Source organism: Paenibacillus sp. sgz302190 (assembly GCF_059820445.1).
On the sequence record NZ_JBZYAO010000002.1, the window covers coordinates 112,769 to 131,091 of the forward strand.

Below are 18,323 nucleotides of genomic sequence, written 5' to 3' on the forward strand. Positions count from 1 at the left end.
ATGCTGCGAGCGATGATCGTGGATGATGAAGAATTAGCGGTGGAACGTCTGGAAATGGTATTATCCGAAATCGGCGGGATTGAAATTTGCCATACTTCGCTGAACCCATGGGAAGCTTATGAATATGCGAAGGCCAATCCGCTGGATATCGCATTTCTGGATATTTCCATGCCGGAAATTAACGGGATGAGGTTATCCAGCCTTCTGTTTGAGCTTGACGCTTCCATAGATGTGGTCTTTGTAACCGGATATGACCATTATGCGGTTCAAGCTTTTGATATGAACGCATTGGACTACCTGATGAAACCCGTAACCGTCAAGCGAATGACACAAACGCTTGCCAAGGTCCGCAAAAAACAGCAAATCACCGTACATGTACCTCCCTTGAGAAAGCCGGGAAATGCTGCTTCGCAGGAAGAAGGTCATCTCCCTCGAATGATACCAGCGAAGCAGGAACGGAGTTCTGCAGAAGGAGTCCAGGCGATTCCAAGCACGAAGCTTCGCGTCCCTCATGTGCGTAAAGCGCTGGTATCCCGGCCGCAGCTCATACGGAAGCTGAATGAAGGGATGGAGAGCAAGCTAACGCTGCTTTCCGCGCAGGCCGGTTACGGGAAAACGACAGCGTTAAGCGAATGGGTCAGACAAAGCGGGGCACTTACGGCCTGGCTCTCGCTGGATAAGAGTGATAATGATTATATTCAGTTTTGGAGCTGCATCACCGCTTCCATTCAGGAGAGGGTTCCGGGTTTTGGCCAAACGGTGATCCATGCTCTTGAGAAAGAATCTTCCGTGTATTTGGAGCATACAATCCCTGCATTGCTGAATGAGCTTCATCGCTTACCCAGCGAATTGGCTATTGTTATCGACGATTATCATTTCATTGAACTTCCTGAAATTCACCGTTCCTTATACGATCTGCTTGAACGCTTGCCGTCCCATATTCATCTTTATATCGCAAGCCGTACCGAATTGGCCATACCTACGTCCAGTCTTTTGGCAAAAGGCGAATGCAACCAGATTCTCGTGCACGATCTGCGGTTTCAATTGGATGAGGGGATTGTCTTTTTTTGCGATACGGCCGACTTATTGCTGACCAAAGAGCAGGTGACAGAGCTTTTCGATCAAACCGAAGGTTGGGTCAGCGGCTTGCAGCTAGCGGCAATCTCGCTAAAGCAGAGCGAGAACATAGCCGAGACGATTCATCGGTTTGGCGGCCAGCAGCGTCATATATCCGATTATTTGCTCGGAGAAGTGCTTCGTTATCAATCGGAGCCTGATCTTGCTTTTTTATTGCAAACGTCCGTCCTGAACCGTATGAACGACTCCTTATGTCAGGCTGTAACAGGTCAATCGAACAGCCAAGAGCAATTGGAACGATTAGAGAAGCTGAATTTGTTTATTATTCCGCTGGATGAGCATAGAAACTGGTATCGGTATCACCATTTGCTTGCCGACTTTTTGCAGCAGTTATTGTTCAAGAAAGACAGGCGAGAGTGGATGCAGGCGCATCATCGGGCGGCCGTATGGCTGGAGGACTACGGATTTGACGTAGAGGCGGTAGAGCATTATATAGAAGGAGAACAGTTTCCAGATGCCGTGCGGATCATTGAGAAAAATCTTCATACGTTAGTGCAATCAAAAAGCGTCGCACTCCATAGATGGGTCTCGAAGCTGCCGGAGAATGCCTTTGCGGACAAGCCGATGATTGAAATGTTCTATATATCGGTATTGCTGGGCGTTGGAGAATGGGAAGCCGCTTTCCGAAGAGTGGGTCAAGCGACAGTGCGTTTTCAAGGGATGCGGGATCAATGGGGCGACGCCGAATGGAACAAGGCGCTAGGAAATATTTACTTTTTCTGTTCGATTATCTCCTATCTTCAGAAGGACCTGGCGCGTACATCTGAATATTTCGAGCTGGCGGAACGCCATATGCCGGAAGGCAGCTTCTTTCAAACAATGGGGCGGAACAGGTATCAGGGATATGATTCGTTTGACGATCATTTGGCGTTTATCAACGATCTGCATGCGGGTTATGCCTTCCTGTCCAAATGGATTGCCGTATGGGAAAACAAAGAAAACTATCCTTTTGTCGGTCTTTTGTATGCTTCTTACAGCAAGCTGCTGTATGAGTGGAACCGGCTGGAAGAAGCGGATCGGTACGCGAGTCGGGCGATAGCGCGTCAGGATATTAAGCCCTTTGCGCGGATTATGATTCATAACGTGATCAGCGCTTCGCGGATTCAGCAGGCTCTGGGCAACCCGGGCCGGGCTTCGGAGCTGCTTGAGCAGTTGAAGGCGCAGATCGATTCTCCCGACTATGAATTATTTATGCGAAATATCGAAGCGGAACAAGCGTGTCTGTCTCTGCGCCAAGGATCTCATTCCTATGCGCTGGAATGGCTGCAAAGATGCGGTTTGTCGCATACGGATGAAGTTTCGCTCTATCGGGTGCAAGAGCATCTCGTTGTGGCGAGAGTGCTTGCAGCGTGCGGGAGGCTGGAAGACGCGCTGTATTTACTGGAACGGTTGAATCAATTATTAAGCAAGGAGGAGCGTCTCCGGGATCGCATCAAGGGGCTTATCCTGCAAAGCGTCATACTTCGGCGGTTAGACCGAATAGAGGCGGCGTTCGCTCAATTGGAGATGGCTTTGCAGCTCTCGGAACCGGAAGGGTACATCCGCAGCTTCATGGATGAAGGGACCGGCATGGAGGAGCTGCTGGCAGGCTACCTCAAGCTGCGGCAAGGAAGCGGGCTTAAACATCCCCGCCCGGTTTCTGCGGCTTATGTCAAGCAGCTTCTTCAAGCTCTGCGTGCCGTCCCTGATGCGGAACAACAACCGCACAACCTGACCTTGCAGGAAATAAGGATTATGCAGTTGATCAGCCAAGGCTTGTCGAACAAGGAAATTGCCCGTCGTCTTCACATTACAGGTGAAACCGTAAAGTCCCATATCAAAAATGTGTATAAAAAGATGGAGGTGGGCAACCGGGTGCAGGCGCTGCAGCGCGCTGCGGAATGGATGATACTCGGTTGATCTCCCTTTTTTTTCAGCTATTTCCCCCATTCGGGGGATTTTTTTATCCAGATATTGTTGTACACCGAAGAGAAGAGAACAAAAAGGCTGTTATTATCGTACTCCGTGTAGATGTTGAAAAGCAGTCATATTTTTAAAGGAAATTTGATGATTAGCATGTTATAATTAAAACGAACCGGACGGTCCGGTCCGAGTGATTCGGTTTGATTAAAAAAATTATTAAGAGAGGTGTAAAAATGAACATTCAAGTCGTTTTATTTGATGGGTTTGATTTATTAGATGTCGTTGCCCCCTATGAAGTATTTGTTACAGCGAGCCAATTAACTAAAGAGGAAATTAACGTTCGGTTTGTAAGTGTCGATGGCCACAATTTAATTCGAAGTGGCGTTAATAATTACCCTATGGAAGTTGAAGGAAAGTTAGATCTTTCAAAGAAGGGAATTATTTTATTGCCAGGTGCGGCAGGGTCGTTAATAGAGGGAGATCCCGATTCCATTCCAATGAAATTGAAAAATGCTTCTGAAACAGAGTTGGGGGAACTTGTAAAAAAAGCCATAAACGACCCGGGAATTTTAGTGACATCGGTATGTGGCGGTTCTATGTTGATGGCAATGACAGGTGTACTAGAAGGCAGGAACGTTGTTACACATCATATGGGAATGGATTTACTATCCGCAAGTGGCGCAAATGCTGTCCATGCTAGAGTTGTGGACGATGGAGATTTAATTACTGGCGCAGGAGTAACATCTGGCTTAGATCTTGCAATTTATGTTGTTGAAAGAGAGTTTGGTCCAAGGATCGCTCATGAAGTGGAAAAACTATTCCAGTATGAGAAACGAGGAACTGTTTGGAAGAATTCGGGCGCCTTACCTGTTGATTATCATTCGAATGCAGGCGAGGATGAGGTGGAATCCAACCATCAGATGGGTGAGAGCAACAAGCATCAATCAGAAATTGATGGCATGTGGAAAGTTGAAATCTCGACTGCGATTGGTAAAATTCATGTGACCTATGATTTAAAGGTGAGAGACAATAAACTTCATGGCACGGCTACTGCAGACGATGATGAAACAGATGTTTCTATCTTAGAAGATACAGAGATTATCGGAAACAGATTGAAGTGGAAGCAACAAGTGAAGAAACCCATGAAATTAAACCTTAATTTTGATGTGACAATTAACGGTAATACCCTAGAAGGTAAAGCAAAGACAGGTATGATTTCTTCAAAATTGTCGGGTAAGCGAGTATCTCCATAAACAAGTATTCTTAGGTGGATGGGGCTTAGATTGTAAACCTCTTCTAATCTAATGCGGTAGCAAAAGCAAATAAAAGCTACGATAACTTCTAAATAAGAAGGAGAAGATTCAAGTGAAACTATTAGTGGTAGGTGCAAACGGAGGCATAGGTAGGCTTATTGTTAACCAAGCCCTATCTGATAAACATGAAGTGACTGCTTTTGTACGAAGAACGAATGGGCTTGAACTAAGTCACTCCAATTTAAAGGTTGTAATCGGCAATATATTGGAAGAGCAACATAAATTACAGGATGCTATGAGGGGACATGATGCGGTTATTTCTGCGTTAGGAAACGGATTGGTTGTAAAGGGTAATGGAGGAAAGATTTTAAATCGTGCAATGAGTTCGGTCGTGCAAGCTATGAACGTTAATAATATAAAACGATTATCGCTGTTGATGAGCTATGGCGCAGGTGAATCATTAAGCAATGCAAACATTTTCATTAAATTTCTAGGATATACCTTTTTCCGTAAAGATTTTGCAGATTTGAGCGCAGCAGAAAAAGTTGTGGTCGAAAGTAATCTCGAGTGGACTATTGCATATTTTGGATCTTTAACTGATGAAACCGATAAAAATAAATATGTCGCTTCGTCTTCTCTAAAGACGCCTTCCAAATTGACGATCTCTCGTTCATGTGTTGCAGATTTTGTCCTCACCTCAGTTACTGATCGAAAGTTTATTAAGCAGCGTGCTGTCCTATGTGGGAGGAACGGATGACCTTATTAAAAGGAAAAATTATTGTTGTGACTGGTGCAAGTTCAGGCGTTGGTGCTGCTGCGGCTAGAAAATTATTTGAATGCGGAGCTCACGTTATACCGGTGGGGAGATCAATCCAACGAACGGAGAGGATAGCCAAGGAGTTAGGCGTCAAGCCATACACTGCTGACTTTACTGATCTAAACAGTGTAAGGAGTCTAGCCAATCAACTTCTAAATGATTTTTCAAGAGTAGATGTATTGGCGAATAATGCAGGAGGAATTCCTACAGAGAGTGGATTAACCGTGGATGGCAATGAACCTATTTTTCAAGTGAATACATTGTCTCCATTTCTACTTACTCTGATGTTAACCCCACTTTTGAAAAAAAATGGACGGATCGTGAATACCTCCTCTCGTTCTCATAAAGGAGCGTCCATAAACAAGAGAGATTGGCAAAGGACGAATGGGTTGCGGTCTCATGCGATTTATGCTCGAAGCAAACTTATTACTGGGATGTTGTTCAGGGAGTACCACAGACGATATTCAATTGAGTTTGCGGACTTTCACCCTGGACTCATCAGCTCTGATTTTGGTCGATATATGGGTTTTTACGCGAATATTTTAAAGATAGTCTTTTCGCCATTGCTTGCAACACCAGAAAAGGGAGCAGAAACATTAGTTTATTTGGCAGAAACGAGTACGAAACTTAATGGCGATTATTATGTACGGAAACAAAAAGCACAAGGGAACAGGATGCTTGACGATCCTACTTTATCAGCGTGGTTATGGGACGAGTGCAAGCAAAGAATAGGAAAACTTTTATGAATTACATGACTTATGCAGTTGACTAGTAGAAAGCTCCTTGCTTGCGAACGAACGCCGTCACCTGGTGGCCGTTCGCAAGCGCTTGCTGGACCATCTGTCTGCCGACCCCTCCGTTTGCGCCCACGATAAAGAGCCTCATAAGCGTTTAACCTCCTCTGTACGTTGCACATAGCGTTGTTTCGTCACCGGGACCGTCCGATCCGAAGGTCGGTCAAGTCAGCCACTTCTTGCGAAGCGCGATTTCGGCCAGCACTAAATTGAGCGACAAGCTGCCCCATACGGCGAGCGCATACGAAGCTTCGTGCGACAGATGGAGGCCGTGTTCGCCAAGCATCAGCAGAAGATGAATGATCAGATTCGCATAGGTGAGGAAAAGCTGCGTGTGATCCAGCGCGTATGCTGCGCGACATTCTTTCGGCGAATATGGATGTAGCCGAGCCAGGTCGTTACCAGCCAGAGGCCGCTCAGCACGAGGAAACCTACCACCGTCAGACTTCCCGGGACAAACCAGGCCATGTACAACCCCGGAATCACATTAAGCAGAATCGAAAGGACATAAATACGTCCATTCCATCTGTGCCAGGCGATCGCTTTTTGCCTGATGGCACGAATGGCGCCGACCGGCCCCGTAATCAGCGCGATGATAGCCAGAACGATGTGCGCCCGGAGCATGAATGTCCAGAGCGGACGATCGGCCGTAAAAGCACCTCTGGCGGCGAGCAATTGGTTGAAACCCGGATCCGATACGAAATTTTTGGTCACCGTATGAGCGACCCACATGAACGAAACGACAGCGAACACAATGGACAACTTTGGGCGATTTGTGACAATATATAAGGAACCCCCCGCCGCCGATCGCATGATGAAGGAGGAAGAAGCATGAGGAAACCAGACGAAATACGGGAAAAGATCATAGACCATGCCTTGCATTTGTTTAATACACGAGGCATCGCTCAAACATCGATTCAGGAAATTATGCAGGCAACCGGCTTGCCTAAAGGGGCGATTTATCGACGGTTTGAAACCAAGGAATCGATTGTACTGGCTGCCTTCGAGAGGGCCGGGCAGATTTTGCAGGAGTTCTTCGTGCAAGCGGAACGCGAGGGGAGGACGACCTTCGACAAACTCCTGAAAATCTCGGCGATTTATCAGGATGCCGTAGACAACCCTCCGATTCCTGGCGGTTGTCCGTTGCTGAATACGGCAGTGGAGAGCGACGGAACATTTCCCGAGCTTCAACAGAAGGTGGCTGTTGCCTACGGCGGCATGGTCCGGTTCGTGCAGTCCATCATCGAGCAGGGCATTCGAAATGGGGAGTTTCGTTCGGGCACGGATGCCGCCGACTTGGCTTCCTTCCTGATCGATTCGATGGAAGGAGCCATCATGGCGAGCCGGCTGACGGGCAGCAACGAACCCATTCAACGAAATATGAAATACATGGAGAGATTGTTGAGAAGCTATATGATTCAGTAAATGGATTTGAAGCGGGAGTTCTTATCAAAGCGATAAGCGGCATCCATAAAGGATGTTGCTTTTCCATTTTCATCGGTTCACAAAACATACACAAAAAGTGTATGGCGAAGGGAAAAAATCTAGGGTACAATTGGTTATGGGTACGGACCGGACGGTCCGGTCCTAACATTCGCAGTAAGGAGATGGAGACCTTGAAAATCCAAGTGGTATTGTTTGAAGGTTTCGATATGTTGGATGTGATCGCACCGTTTGAAGTGCTGGGAGGTGCTTCACTGCTGGCCACAGGAGAAGCTCCCGTCCAATTCGTATCGGCAGAAGGCAAAAGAAAAGTAAAAAGCGGGTTGTATGGGATGGAGCTTGAAGCTACGGCGCAACTGGATCCGAATGAAGCGGGCATTATCGTGGTACCGGGAGGCGCGGGAGATATGCAAGGGGACGGGCCTGGCTCTATCTTCGCGTGGCTGAAGCAAGCTTCCGAATCCGCACTTAAACCCTTGATGCAGCAAGCGATGGCCAACCCCGCCATGATCGTGGCGACGGTATGCGGCGGTTCGACGCTCCTTGGCATGATGGGTCTTCTGCAGGGCAGACACGCAGTCACGCACCATCTCGGAATGGATGCACTACCATCTTTGGGGGCCATCCCTGTTCGCGCTCGCGTCGTAGATGACGGAAATTTGGTGTCCAGCGGCGGAGTGACCTCGGGTATCGATCTTGCGATGTACTTGGCGGAACGGAATTGGGGTTCCCGAATCTCCACCGAATTGGAGAGCATTTTTGAGCACGAACGTCGAGGAACCGTTTGGAAGAAGGAGCAGTCAATAGCTGGTTAATTTGCGTTCTATCCATGTGTTGCGCCCCGGCTCCGTGCGGAGTTGAGCACTTTTTTCACTGTGTCGAGAAGTAACCTATCTGTTCCGCTACAGGAGTTGGTGACAGAGTATTTGCGGGTAAAGATAAAGGATTCAACAGCTGTTCAATTTCGCTCTATAGATGGTACTCCTTGAGGCGTGTACTTGCGGCGAACCCGAACTCACTGTTTGGCCTGTTACTGAGAACTGTATCGCAAGTGCGGGTGAGTCCTATTCCCCGTCCACGTACCTAAAAAAGGCAGGATCGGGGGAGTGCTCTTATCCTGCCTTCTTGCGTGTTATATATATTCTACTGCACTAAATTATCCAATTCCGGCTGCAATTTGTTCCGCAGAATATACAGCATGATGGCTCCAACAAGGAACGCGACGGCATCCGCAATGACGAGCGACCAGACCACCCCGTAGAAGCCGTTCATTCGATTGGCGATATACAACACAGGAATTAGAGTAATTCCTTGAATAACAGACATAATAAACGCGGCGGTTCCTTGCGCTGTTGCTTGGAAAATCCCCGTAAACAACGTGGTCATTCCTGTAATGAACAAGGATAAGAACGTCACATGCAGAATGTAGCTGCCCATTTCAATTAATTGCGGGTCATTCGTAAATAAACCAATCAAGTGGTCGGAAATCAGATAGACGATGACGCCGAACACAACGGCTAACGCCACAATCACTTTGATCGTGAATCCAATGGTAATCTTCATGCGCAATTTATTCGCCGTAAAAGAGAAGGCAATGAGCGGCACGACTCCCTCGCATAAGCCCATCAGAATAAATTCAGGAAATTGCAATAAACGCGATGATATTCCGTAAGCCGCTACTGCCTGATCCCCATATTCGACCAGAAAACGGTTAAAGATGAGCGACATTGCACCCAAGAAGATACTCATAATAAAGACGGGAACTCCGATTTTGAATACATTGCTCAGAATGTCCTTGGTAGCCTTGAACCATTTTATGGAGACGGTTAAGAATTGGCTCTTATATCTCATATGGAAGGCGTAGAATATGCTCGCAACCAAGTTAGAAAGGACCGCAGCAGACGCAACCCCGATCACACCCCAATGGAAGACGAAGATAACTAGCGCATCGAGAATAATATTTACGACAACACTGAGAATCATACCGATCATCGACGTGATTGCTGCTCCCTCCGAGCGTACGATAATCTCCAGCGTGAAGAATAATACGACGAATGGTGAACCCATAAGCATAATCGTGACATAGTCCTTCGTAAATCCGAAGGAGTCAGGCGTTGCCCCCAGGCCATGGAGGACTGGATCGATCAACGGGAGGCCGACGGCCATCACGATAAGACCGAGAACTAAACTGCTGTAAAAAGCGAATGAAGACACATGCTTTACATCATCATATTTTTTCTCTCCCAGCAAACGGGAGATGAATGCACCGCTACCGATGCCAATCAAGTTGCCTAGCGCCATAATGACCGAAAATAACGGCATGGTGAGTGCGAGTGCGGTTAAGACGGCAGTATTGCCCAGTGTACCAAGGAAATAGGCGTTCAAGATGGAATAGATGACACCCATTGACGAGCCTAGCATCATCGGTACAGCGAAGTGAGCTACGGCTTTTGCGACCGGTGCTTTTTCAAAGTAATGGAGGTTTTCTGCATCCATGCGGGTCACTACTTTCTTCATTTATTTTTTGGTCTTCTGTCTAACGGTGTTAGATTGAATCTTACAGTGTAAGATGATATCATGAACTTATGAACCTGTAAAGCATAAACTTACACTGTTAGATAAAAGGGTGGATACCGATGAAAAAGCAGCAGCCTCAGATATCGGAGGATAAGATTCTTGAAGCCTCGTGGGAGCTTCTGGGGGAGGAGGGCATCGAGAAATTCAGTCTGAGACGATTGGCCGACCGGCTTGGGATTCAGGCTCCCTCTCTGTACTGGTACTTCAAGAGCAAGCAGAATCTCTACCAGCGTCTGGCCAACCAGGTATCGAAAATCATTCTGGAGGAGTTCCAATCCGAGGGGGACTGGAAGGAGCAATTGACGGGGCTTGCGGTAACGGTAAGGAGTGTGCTCAGCCGGTATCCCTGCTCCACGCAGCTCATGATGATGACGCTGCCCCACGAGCCGGATATCATCCGGTTCACCAACCGTATGCTGCTCTGTGTGGAATCGACGCCGCTTGAGCAAGAGCAGAAAATGCAAGTGGTTACTACGCTTGTGAACTATGTCTTCTACTTCGTTCTAGACGATTATCAGCATGAGCGTAATGTCTCCGCTATCCTTAAGGACCAGGAAGCGCATCCGGGTGAGGAGATGATTCGCCTTCTGGATTCCATGAGCGAGACGGAAGCGGGACTGTTCCGGAGGATGTTCACGAACGGGCTGTTCGAGCTGATGGGGACCGACAGGGCGTTTGAGTTCGGCTTGAAGCTGATTCTGTTGGGGATTGAGCAGGTGATAAAGGAGCAGGAGAAGTAGAATGTAAAAAAACGCTCATCCGGTTATTGGATGGGCGGCTTCGATGGGGCATGCTATGCAGGCTTGATCATAGCCCCCGGATCGGGCATTGAAAGGTTGGCAATTATGCACCGCGGCAGCTCCTCTTGCATTTTTCGCAGGAAGAGCATGGCGGCATATGTGCTTTAGCTAAACGGCTGCCAGTTAAATGGAGAACGCAGCCCATAGCGAATGGGGGGCGCTCTTCATTTTTTTATGGAATGATCATGACGGGAAAGCTTGCGTTGACAAAATTAAAAACCGAAAATATAATGTAGACATCTACATGAATCCAAGGAGAAACCTATGCAAAGTATTTTCGACATGTACCCCTATAGTTTATACATTAAGCTTATCGCACAAAAGGTTCGGGAAATCATCGACCAACTTCTGGCGGATCATGGTTTGAATGCCTCGCAGGCGATTCTTTTGAGTCACATTCATCAATCCTTAGAAGAGCATATGGAGATCAACCGGAAGTATCTTGAAAAAACAATGGCTTTAAGCGGCCCGTCAGTGACAAACTTATTGAACGGTCTGGAGAAGGCCGGATTTATCACACGCAAAAGCAACCCTGCCGACGGACGTAACCTCCGTATCGATGTAACGGCCAAAGCCAAACAATTTCTGAATGAGCGGAGTGATGCCTTCTCGAAATCTGAAGAACTGATCACTCAAGGGATGTCAGATGCCGAAAAAGCCATGTTTGTCTCTCTGCTGACCCGTGCTTTTGAAAACGTCGAACAGCACCTGTCAAAGCGATGAATTTGCTATGATTCGCTTATTTTTTTAAACAAATAGGTAGATGGCTACATGTATCACGAAATACAATTTGCCGTGAATATTCCTAGTGCATTCCCGGCGCCATCCTAAAATAATCCCGCGCATTTCCTAATCATGACTCATGAACCCGGAGTACTGCCGCGATAAAATGAATGAGTAAGTAAATTGATGACACGGAGGTTATTGGAATAAGCAAAGTCCGCAATAAAAGCACAACTGGCGGTTGGCCCAAAACCGGAGGCGAAGCCGAAGGGATAATCTGTGCGAAGCATTTTTGAAAAAGGAGATATAAAATGATGAGATTCGGTAAAGGAAAACAAATTACGGGAATATCACTTCTTCTGGCAGGCTGTCTCGCGTTCACTGGGATTGCGGGCGCCTTCGGAGAAACGCCGCCTGAAGGCGTAAAGATTAAGGAATTCAGTCTGCTGGATACGGCTTCTGACGTAGTCGGTCCCGCGGATTTCACGCCGGAGGGAAAAAAGGATGGCCATTTCAGGCTGTTGCTTAGCCTCAATAAGAAAACAACGATTAATGCCGTGGTGCTGCGTTCCACCGATGACTATGGCAAGGATAATTATCAGGGTGTATGGAGAACAAATCGTGTGACCACCGGCTGGCTGCTGGGCATCGTACAGGAAAAGACGGTAACAACGGGAAGCGGCACCACCCATGAAAGTATGGTTGTGAATCCAGGCTTCCGGAAGGATGTAAAAGAACCTGTCGGGGAGTTTGAGGGCGACCTCACTTTCGACCTGTACGCGAGCGACAACGGTACGATCAAGGAAACGCAATCCTACGTGTTAGAAATCGAAACACCGCAAGGTACGGTTGCTTCCAAGCCAATCAAATATAAGAAACCGACGACGTCGGAAGGGACGCCAGCTCCTCTACCAAGTCCAACATCGTCACCCGCGCCTAACCCAACGCCGACGCCAGTGCCTGGCCCTGTTCAGACGCCGGTCCCTGCACCTTCGGATGGATCAAAAGATATTGCGATCCATGTATTCTTCAAAGGGAACGAACTCCATTTTGACGAGGCGCAGCCGACTGTGATAGACGGTCGAACGCTTGTCCCGTTCCGTCAGTTGTTTGAAACCTTAGGCTTTTCGGTAAAATGGGTGGAAGAAGGAACTGTCCGCAAAGCGATCGGAACAAAGAATGGGCATTCCATTGAATTGACGATCGATAGTACAAATGCAATTGTAAATGGAAAAGGGGTTACTCTAGACGTACCCGCACAGATCATTGGCGGTCGCACAATGGTACCTTTACGCTTCGTATCGGAGAGCAGCGGATATCACGTGGCCTTCTCCAGCAGCGGCAGTGTGTGGACCATTCAGATCGAGGACGCCGCCCCAGGCACAACCGATCCGCAATCGGGGGAACCGTCCCCGGCTCCAACACCGACTCCGATACCGGAACCTGAACCGACCCCCGTACCATCCGCAGGGGAAGCTGAGCCTTATGTGGTTAAAGGCTTTTTACGTAACGCGCAAGGCAATCCAATACCTGGGGTTACAATTAATGCAGATAACCAATTGTTTTCTGATAGCAACTTGCAAGCTGTGACTGATGGGAATGGGTTTTATCGGATCGAATTGGCGCAGCTCCCTACGACTTGGATAATGTCTACATCTTTCTCGCGCGAATATAACGGCAAGGAACAAAGATTTTATTTAAGATCGGACGTCGACCAGCCATTTGCCGGAAGTTCAGGGGCTATTCGCAATTTTACCTTGAAAGACGTCGTAGGGCACATTGAAGTCAATCCCGATTTTTGGTCGTTTGACGACAATTTGCCACAATTCAAAATGGAAGACTTGGAAGTTACGCTTACGCCTGTTGGACCATCATTTGACGGAAGTGTCGGCAAAATGATAACGACACGTGCAGACGCACTCCCAACAGGTGGTCACGGTGTGGATAAAATACCGCTCGGCCGATACAAAATATCTGCTATCTGGAAGCCGGATGGCCATGTTCCAATGCCTATGTTGTTACGGATTACAGGTAAAGGCAATTTTGTTCAGTCCCTTGAATTCGATTTTCATAATCCGCTTGGTGCGCCATCCATATTTCTAAACCAATTTGATGCCAAACTCGACAATCAAACGGGGAAATAGTCGCAGAATATGCGACGCAATCTATCTCAAAATAGAGAGCGTTTTGCGAAACAAGCTAGCGAACTAGATATCGGAGAACGTTAACTGAATAAAGGGTTTTCTATGACCAGGAAGGAGCTGCCACGGCAAGCTCCTTTCACATTTTTAGCCGTTATAACTACTATTTTGATGCAAATCGCCGTGCAATCGCCACGCACAGTACGACACCAGTATTTACAATAAAGATAGGCCAACCAATTGACTCATGCAGAACGAGAGCTGAAAGTAAAAGGCCAAAGAAAGGCTGGAGGAGTTGTAACTGCCCGACCGCTGCTATACCTCCTTGGGCGAGTCCGCGATACCAGAATACGAAGCCGATGAACATGCTGAACAAGGAGACATAAGCAAAGCTCCAAAGTGCGGGACCACTGATACCCTCCCACGAAACCGGCATGTAAATAAACGAGAGCAGCAACATAACGGGAAGCGATAATACGAGCGCCCAAGAGATCACCTGCCACCCCCTAGTCTCCGTGAGAGGATTGCCCCTTCCGCATAACCGTAACCGCAAACGATAATAGAAGCCAGCATTAACGCATCACCGACAGGTGAAGATGTAGCCCCTTGTGTTAAGGCGAATCCTACTACGAAGGAACTGCCTAGAACTGATAAAATCCAAAAGATTGATCGCGGGCGTTCGCCGCCCCGCAATACACCGAAGATCGCTGTTGAAAGCGGCAGAAGCCCAATGTAGATAATGGAATGCGCAGATGTGACATATTGAAGCGCTAAAGCTGTCAGCAGCGGGAACCCCACTACTACGCAGAGTGCTACTAACATTAGCGGAACAATTTCACTTCGGAGAGGCCGTTGTTGCCTGAAGATGAGGAGCAGTGCTCCTGCTAACACCCCGGCAATCGCTGCACGGCACACGGTGAGGAGCAACGGATCAAAATCCATCACAGCCAACCGTGTTGCAGGCAGCGAGCCACTGAAGATGAGCACTCCCAGAAAACCATTAATCCAGCCGCTTGTTGTTTTGTTCATTACAATCACCTCAAAAGATCCATCCGATACCTGAAGCTTGTCATGGTGCGAAAATAGTTATTAAACATACATCTGTATGTTTTTTTGTATTATAATAGATACAAAATTCTATGTATATTAATTATTCGTTCATCTGTAAGGGTACAGATGTGGCTAGATTATTTTGGAGGCATGTTTATGGAAAATAAAAAGGAATCCATTCAGCAAATCATCCGTTCGGACATAATCAATGGACTTCTCAACCCGGGTCAGAAGCTTCCTTCAATTCGTATGCAGAGCAAAAGATTTGGTTGCAGTATTAACACAATAATTGGTGTTTATCAGGAACTTGAACATCAACACCTCATTTATTCACGTCCGAAAAGTGGTTATTTTGTCGTAGCCAAAGACGCCCTTCTTCCCTTGTTACAAACAAAACGTATCGATTTTGCATCAGCTGCTCCCGATCCGACGTCGATACCACAAAACGATTTTCGTCAATGCTTGAACAAAGCGATGGAATTATTTGAGACGTCTATATTCGCCTATCCTGAACCAGAGGGTTTACTTTCTGTTCGCCAGGAGATCGTAAAGCTTTTTCAGCAGCAACAGGTCTTCCCTTCGGTAGAGCAAGTGTTTATATTTTCAGGCGCTCAGCAGGCTCTTCATCTTCTGGCCGGGATGCCTTTTCCAAACGGAAAAACGAACATTCTGGTCGAACAACCCACCTACTGGGGAATGCTGTCTGCGCTTAAGACACAAAAACAAACTGTAATCGGCATCGAAAGAACTTCTAGCGGGATAGATTGGGTAAATTTGGAGCGTCATTTTCAAAGTAATATGATTAAGTTTTTTTATACAATCCCGCGCTTCCATAATCCGTTAGGCACTTCTTACACGCAGGAAGACAAGCAGCGATTGGCAGAACTCGCTAAAGCCTATGACGTGTACATCGTTGAGGATGATTATCTTGCTGATATGGAAACAAACAGCAAAGCAGATCCGATTCGCGCCTATAATGGAGCCAGTCATGTCATCTATCTCCGAAGTTTTTCCAAAGTGATGCTGCCCGGATTAAGACTGGCCGCGGCGGCAGTACCGGATTCTTTGATTCCTTTACTCCAATTGCATAAACATGCGGCGGATTTGAGCACTTCAGTGCTTTCACAAGGGGTGCTTGAAATTTTTATAAAGTCCGGAATGTATGCTCATCATGCGAAGGAAATGAAATCCTTGTACAATCATCGCATGAAACATCTAAGGGAATTTTCGCAGCGATTATTGCCCAAAGAGTGCCTATATACCATTCAATCTAGCGGCGGAGTCTTCGCTTCCATTCACCTTCCGGATTTTATTGATACAGAAGATTTGATCAAGCGATTGGAAAATCGTGGCGTGGATGTATTGGCAACCGATAGGCAGTTCCTTTCATCTTTCCCCAAGCTTAACTTGCTGCGTCTCAGCATCATTAGGACTGATGAGCAAGACATTGAGGAGGGCATCCGCGTCATTGCAGAGGAATTGGAACGTGCCCAATATACAAGAAGCAGTTCCCCTAAGCCATTCTTTCGGTTATGAAAACTAAATCCTTGTTTTACTGTAGTTGGTTCATGACTGCTATTAGTAATATTAATGCGGCTGTCGATATTGATCGGCAGCCGCGTTGCGCTAACGGTGGGACGATAGTTGAACCATCTACAACTAGGCTGCTGATTAATGACTAATTCGGTGGTCTTCGTGCATATTATAAGGCTTAATGAAACAGCACAAAGAAAGTTGGCGGTAACATGCCGCGACGGATTTTTAGCCGATAGACCTATTAAGCTGAACCTTATCATAGCCAATGGCAAGTTTTGGAGGATATTGAAGTTTTTTATCGAATAACTTATGTAACAAATATACCAACAAAACATAAGGGGAAATTAATAGGATGAGCATGCTTCATGTTAATCAAATTAAGAGCAAAGTATTAGAACTTTATGGGGGTATCATTGATCTTAGTGATGTCACGGCTGCTCCAGAAGAACAAAAACAAAATTATCTCCTCACTAGATCACTCGCAGCATATTCTCTCCAACACTGTGCACAAATTGAGTCCTCCTTAGCGGCAAGAACTATTACAGATGGTTCAGAAGATAATGGAATAGATGCTGTTTATTACGATGAGAGAAACAAGGTTTTGTATCTTGTCCAATCGAAATGGATACATAATGGTAGAGGTGAGCCTGAATCTGGTGATGTTAAGAAGTTTGTGGATGGAGTAAAGGATTTATTTGATCTTTCTTTTGACAGATTTAACGAAAAAGTTAGGAAAATTGAAGAAGTTATTACGAAAGCAGTATGTGACTCAAAAACAACTTATCAATTGATTCTCTGCTACACAGGTTCCAATGATCTGTCTGAACATTCGCGTAGAACACTATATGATTTTTTAGATGAAATTAATGACACAAGTGAATTAGTATATCTTAATGTGCTGCACCAAAAAGCTCTTCATTCGTCGCTAGCTGTTGGACTTTCTGGCGAACCAATAGATTTAACTATAAGTATTAAATCTTGGGGGAGAGTGCAAGAGCCAAGATTAGCGTACTACGGGCAAGTTAATGGTTTGGAAGTGGCAAAATGGTGGGAGGATTACAGATCTAGGTTGTTCAATAAAAATATAAGGGGCATATTAGGAGACACAGATGTCAACGAAGAAATACGCAGAACTATTGAGAAAGAACCAGATAAATTCTGGTATTTCAACAATGGGGTAACTATGGTTTGTAAGAAAGCGGAAAAGACCATGCTTGGTGGAGCGGATAGAGATGTCGGTCAATTTGTTTGTGAGGATATCAGTATTGTTAATGGAGCACAAACAGTGGGTACTATTGGTAAATATGGCGAGAAGACTAAAGAAAAATTGGACCAAGTTTATATTCCAATCAGAGTAATTGCTATAGGTGAATCGGAAGATGATTTTGGTGAGCAGATTACAAAAAGTAACAACAAGCAAAATAAAATTGATAGTCGAGATTTTGTTTCTTTGGATCCAGAGCAGAATAGGATAAAGACAGAACTTGCAATTGATGGAATAACCTATCATATATTAAGATCTGAAGTTTTGGAGAAGAGTGCAAACTCTTTTGATTTAAATGAAAGCACTACTGCCTTAGCATGCTCTTCTGGCAGTGTGAATACAGTAGTGCAACTTAAAAGTAAAATTAGTAAGTTATGGGATGACATTGAAAAAGGGTACTATAAGCAAATATTTAATCGATCTACTACAGGTCATTATACTTGGCGCTGTGTGCAGGCACAAAGACTTGTAGATGATGCACTTTCGACTATTTTGGCTGGAGTTCCTAAGTCAGGAAGGGATTATGGTGTTGCGGTTCATGGGAATAGAATTATTTCAATGCTTGTATTTAAGGAACTAGATAGCAACAGATTAAAGGAAGTTAGTTTTAACTTTAATGTTATAACTAAGGAACTTATATTTGATTACACTCATAAATACTATCATGAAGTAAAAGATGTTATTGGCGACAAGTACCCTCAGGACACAATGGCTGTATTGTTTAAAAATAGGACAAAGTGTACTGATATTGTAAATACAATACCCTAACCACTATAAAAGGCCCTGAACTAAGGGCCTCTTAACTTGCCGTATTTTGTAGATTATCTCCAAGATGTTACTAATCAATGATACTGGCTCCCAAATGCTTTCTCATATACCCCACCGA

14 protein-coding genes and 1 pseudogene are annotated in these 18,323 nt (G+C 45.9%); 11 read left to right on the forward strand and 4 right to left on the reverse strand.

Annotated elements, in window-relative coordinates:
- From AC6RNO_RS04050 to AC6RNO_RS04065, 4 genes are all read left to right on the forward strand, one after another.
- Positions 1 to 3,036, forward strand: coding sequence for a winged helix-turn-helix domain-containing protein (locus AC6RNO_RS04050; protein ID WP_497104704.1), 3,036 nt, complete (start codon positions 1 to 3; stop codon positions 3,034 to 3,036).
- 236 nt (positions 3,037 to 3,272) lie between these two features.
- The gene (locus AC6RNO_RS04055) at positions 3,273 to 4,292 is read left to right on the forward strand and encodes a DJ-1/PfpI family protein (RefSeq protein ID WP_497104705.1); all 1,020 of its coding nucleotides are present in this window, start codon (positions 3,273 to 3,275) and stop codon (positions 4,290 to 4,292) included.
- A 112-nt stretch (positions 4,293 to 4,404) separates the two neighbouring features.
- Positions 4,405 to 5,049, forward strand: a complete 645-nt coding sequence (locus AC6RNO_RS04060) for an NAD(P)H-binding protein (RefSeq protein ID WP_497104706.1) — start codon at positions 4,405 to 4,407, stop codon at positions 5,047 to 5,049.
- Positions 5,046 to 5,855, forward strand: a complete 810-nt coding sequence (locus tag AC6RNO_RS04065) for an SDR family NAD(P)-dependent oxidoreductase (RefSeq protein ID WP_497104707.1) — start codon at positions 5,046 to 5,048, stop codon at positions 5,853 to 5,855. The genes AC6RNO_RS04060 and AC6RNO_RS04065 overlap by 4 nt, the downstream gene beginning before the upstream one ends.
- 22 nt (positions 5,856 to 5,877) lie before the next feature.
- On the opposite strand, the gene AC6RNO_RS04070 is transcribed toward AC6RNO_RS04065, so the two are convergent.
- Together AC6RNO_RS04070 and AC6RNO_RS04075 are read right to left on the reverse strand one after the other, a co-directional pair.
- Positions 5,878 to 5,994 (reverse strand): NAD(P)H-binding protein, encoded by a 117-nt coding sequence (locus tag AC6RNO_RS04070; protein ID WP_488435107.1) that lies wholly within the window; start codon positions 5,992 to 5,994, stop codon positions 5,878 to 5,880.
- Between the two features lie 212 nt (positions 5,995 to 6,206).
- Positions 6,207 to 6,656, reverse strand: coding sequence for a DUF2306 domain-containing protein (locus tag AC6RNO_RS04075; RefSeq protein WP_488435106.1), 450 nt, complete (start codon positions 6,654 to 6,656; stop codon positions 6,207 to 6,209).
- A 78-nt stretch (positions 6,657 to 6,734) separates the two neighbouring features.
- Here AC6RNO_RS04075 and AC6RNO_RS04080 point away from each other — a divergent pair, with 78 nt between their 5' ends.
- Positions 6,735 to 7,328 (forward strand): TetR family transcriptional regulator C-terminal domain-containing protein, encoded by a 594-nt coding sequence (locus tag AC6RNO_RS04080; RefSeq protein ID WP_497104708.1) that lies wholly within the window; start codon positions 6,735 to 6,737, stop codon positions 7,326 to 7,328.
- A 191-nt stretch (positions 7,329 to 7,519) separates the two neighbouring features.
- The gene (locus tag AC6RNO_RS04085; protein ID WP_474682386.1) at positions 7,520 to 8,161 is read left to right on the forward strand and encodes a DJ-1/PfpI family protein; all 642 of its coding nucleotides are present in this window, start codon (positions 7,520 to 7,522) and stop codon (positions 8,159 to 8,161) included.
- 328 nt (positions 8,162 to 8,489) lie between these two features.
- Here AC6RNO_RS04085 and AC6RNO_RS04090 read toward each other — a convergent pair whose 3' ends face one another.
- Positions 8,490 to 9,842 carry an MATE family efflux transporter gene (locus AC6RNO_RS04090; protein ID WP_497104836.1) on the reverse strand — a complete coding sequence of 451 codons (1,353 nt, stop codon included), beginning with the start codon at positions 9,840 to 9,842 and terminating at the stop codon, positions 8,490 to 8,492.
- A gap of 140 nt (positions 9,843 to 9,982) precedes the next feature.
- On the opposite strand from AC6RNO_RS04090, the gene AC6RNO_RS04095 reads away from it, so the two are divergent.
- The 3 genes from AC6RNO_RS04095 to AC6RNO_RS04105 all read left to right on the forward strand — a co-directional run bounded on the left by AC6RNO_RS04095 (position 9,983) and on the right by AC6RNO_RS04105 (position 13,590).
- Positions 9,983 to 10,663, forward strand: coding sequence for a TetR/AcrR family transcriptional regulator (locus AC6RNO_RS04095; protein ID WP_474682387.1), 681 nt, complete (start codon positions 9,983 to 9,985; stop codon positions 10,661 to 10,663).
- Between the two features lie 324 nt (positions 10,664 to 10,987).
- Positions 10,988 to 11,446, forward strand: coding sequence for a MarR family transcriptional regulator (locus AC6RNO_RS04100; protein ID WP_497104709.1), 459 nt, complete (start codon positions 10,988 to 10,990; stop codon positions 11,444 to 11,446).
- Positions 11,447 to 11,757: 311 nt separating this feature from the next.
- Complete coding sequence (locus tag AC6RNO_RS04105; protein WP_497104710.1) at positions 11,758 to 13,590, forward strand: stalk domain-containing protein; 1,833 nt, start codon at positions 11,758 to 11,760, stop codon at positions 13,588 to 13,590.
- Positions 13,591 to 13,750: 160 nt separating this feature from the next.
- Here the strand turns inward: AC6RNO_RS04105 and AC6RNO_RS04110 are convergent.
- A pseudogene (locus AC6RNO_RS04110) lies at positions 13,751 to 14,616 on the reverse strand (DMT family transporter).
- A 177-nt stretch (positions 14,617 to 14,793) separates the two neighbouring features.
- On the opposite strand from AC6RNO_RS04110, the gene AC6RNO_RS04115 reads away from it, so the two are divergent.
- Both AC6RNO_RS04115 and AC6RNO_RS04120 read left to right on the forward strand, forming a co-directional pair.
- The gene (locus AC6RNO_RS04115) at positions 14,794 to 16,173 is read left to right on the forward strand and encodes an aminotransferase class I/II-fold pyridoxal phosphate-dependent enzyme (protein ID WP_497104711.1); all 1,380 of its coding nucleotides are present in this window, start codon (positions 14,794 to 14,796) and stop codon (positions 16,171 to 16,173) included.
- Between the two features lie 352 nt (positions 16,174 to 16,525).
- Entirely contained in the window at positions 16,526 to 18,205 is a 1,680-nt protein-coding gene (locus AC6RNO_RS04120; RefSeq protein ID WP_497104712.1) for an AIPR family protein, read from the forward strand.
- Positions 18,206 to 18,323 lie beyond the last annotated feature (118 nt).

What these genes read in the sequence shown, in the direction of transcription:
- AC6RNO_RS04115 (WP_497104711.1), top strand. Translation starts at nt 14,794, where the DNA reads ATGGAAAATAAAAAGGAATCCATTCAGCAAATCATCCGTTCGGACATA.
- AC6RNO_RS04090 (WP_497104836.1), bottom strand. Translation starts at nt 9,842, where the DNA reads ATGGATGCAGAAAACCTCCATTACTTTGAAAAAGCACCGGTCGCAAAA.
- AC6RNO_RS04100 (WP_497104709.1), top strand. Translation starts at nt 10,988, where the DNA reads ATGCAAAGTATTTTCGACATGTACCCCTATAGTTTATACATTAAGCTT.
- AC6RNO_RS04080 (WP_497104708.1), top strand. Translation starts at nt 6,735, where the DNA reads ATGAGGAAACCAGACGAAATACGGGAAAAGATCATAGACCATGCCTTG.
- AC6RNO_RS04055 (WP_497104705.1), top strand. Translation starts at nt 3,273, where the DNA reads ATGAACATTCAAGTCGTTTTATTTGATGGGTTTGATTTATTAGATGTC.
- AC6RNO_RS04095 (WP_474682387.1), top strand. Translation starts at nt 9,983, where the DNA reads ATGAAAAAGCAGCAGCCTCAGATATCGGAGGATAAGATTCTTGAAGCC.
- AC6RNO_RS04070 (WP_488435107.1), bottom strand. Translation starts at nt 5,994, where the DNA reads ATGAGGCTCTTTATCGTGGGCGCAAACGGAGGGGTCGGCAGACAGATG.
- AC6RNO_RS04050 (WP_497104704.1), top strand. Translation starts at nt 1, where the DNA reads ATGCTGCGAGCGATGATCGTGGATGATGAAGAATTAGCGGTGGAACGT.
- AC6RNO_RS04065 (WP_497104707.1), top strand. Translation starts at nt 5,046, where the DNA reads ATGACCTTATTAAAAGGAAAAATTATTGTTGTGACTGGTGCAAGTTCA.
- AC6RNO_RS04120 (WP_497104712.1), top strand. Translation starts at nt 16,526, where the DNA reads ATGAGCATGCTTCATGTTAATCAAATTAAGAGCAAAGTATTAGAACTT.
- AC6RNO_RS04105 (WP_497104710.1), top strand. Translation starts at nt 11,758, where the DNA reads ATGATGAGATTCGGTAAAGGAAAACAAATTACGGGAATATCACTTCTT.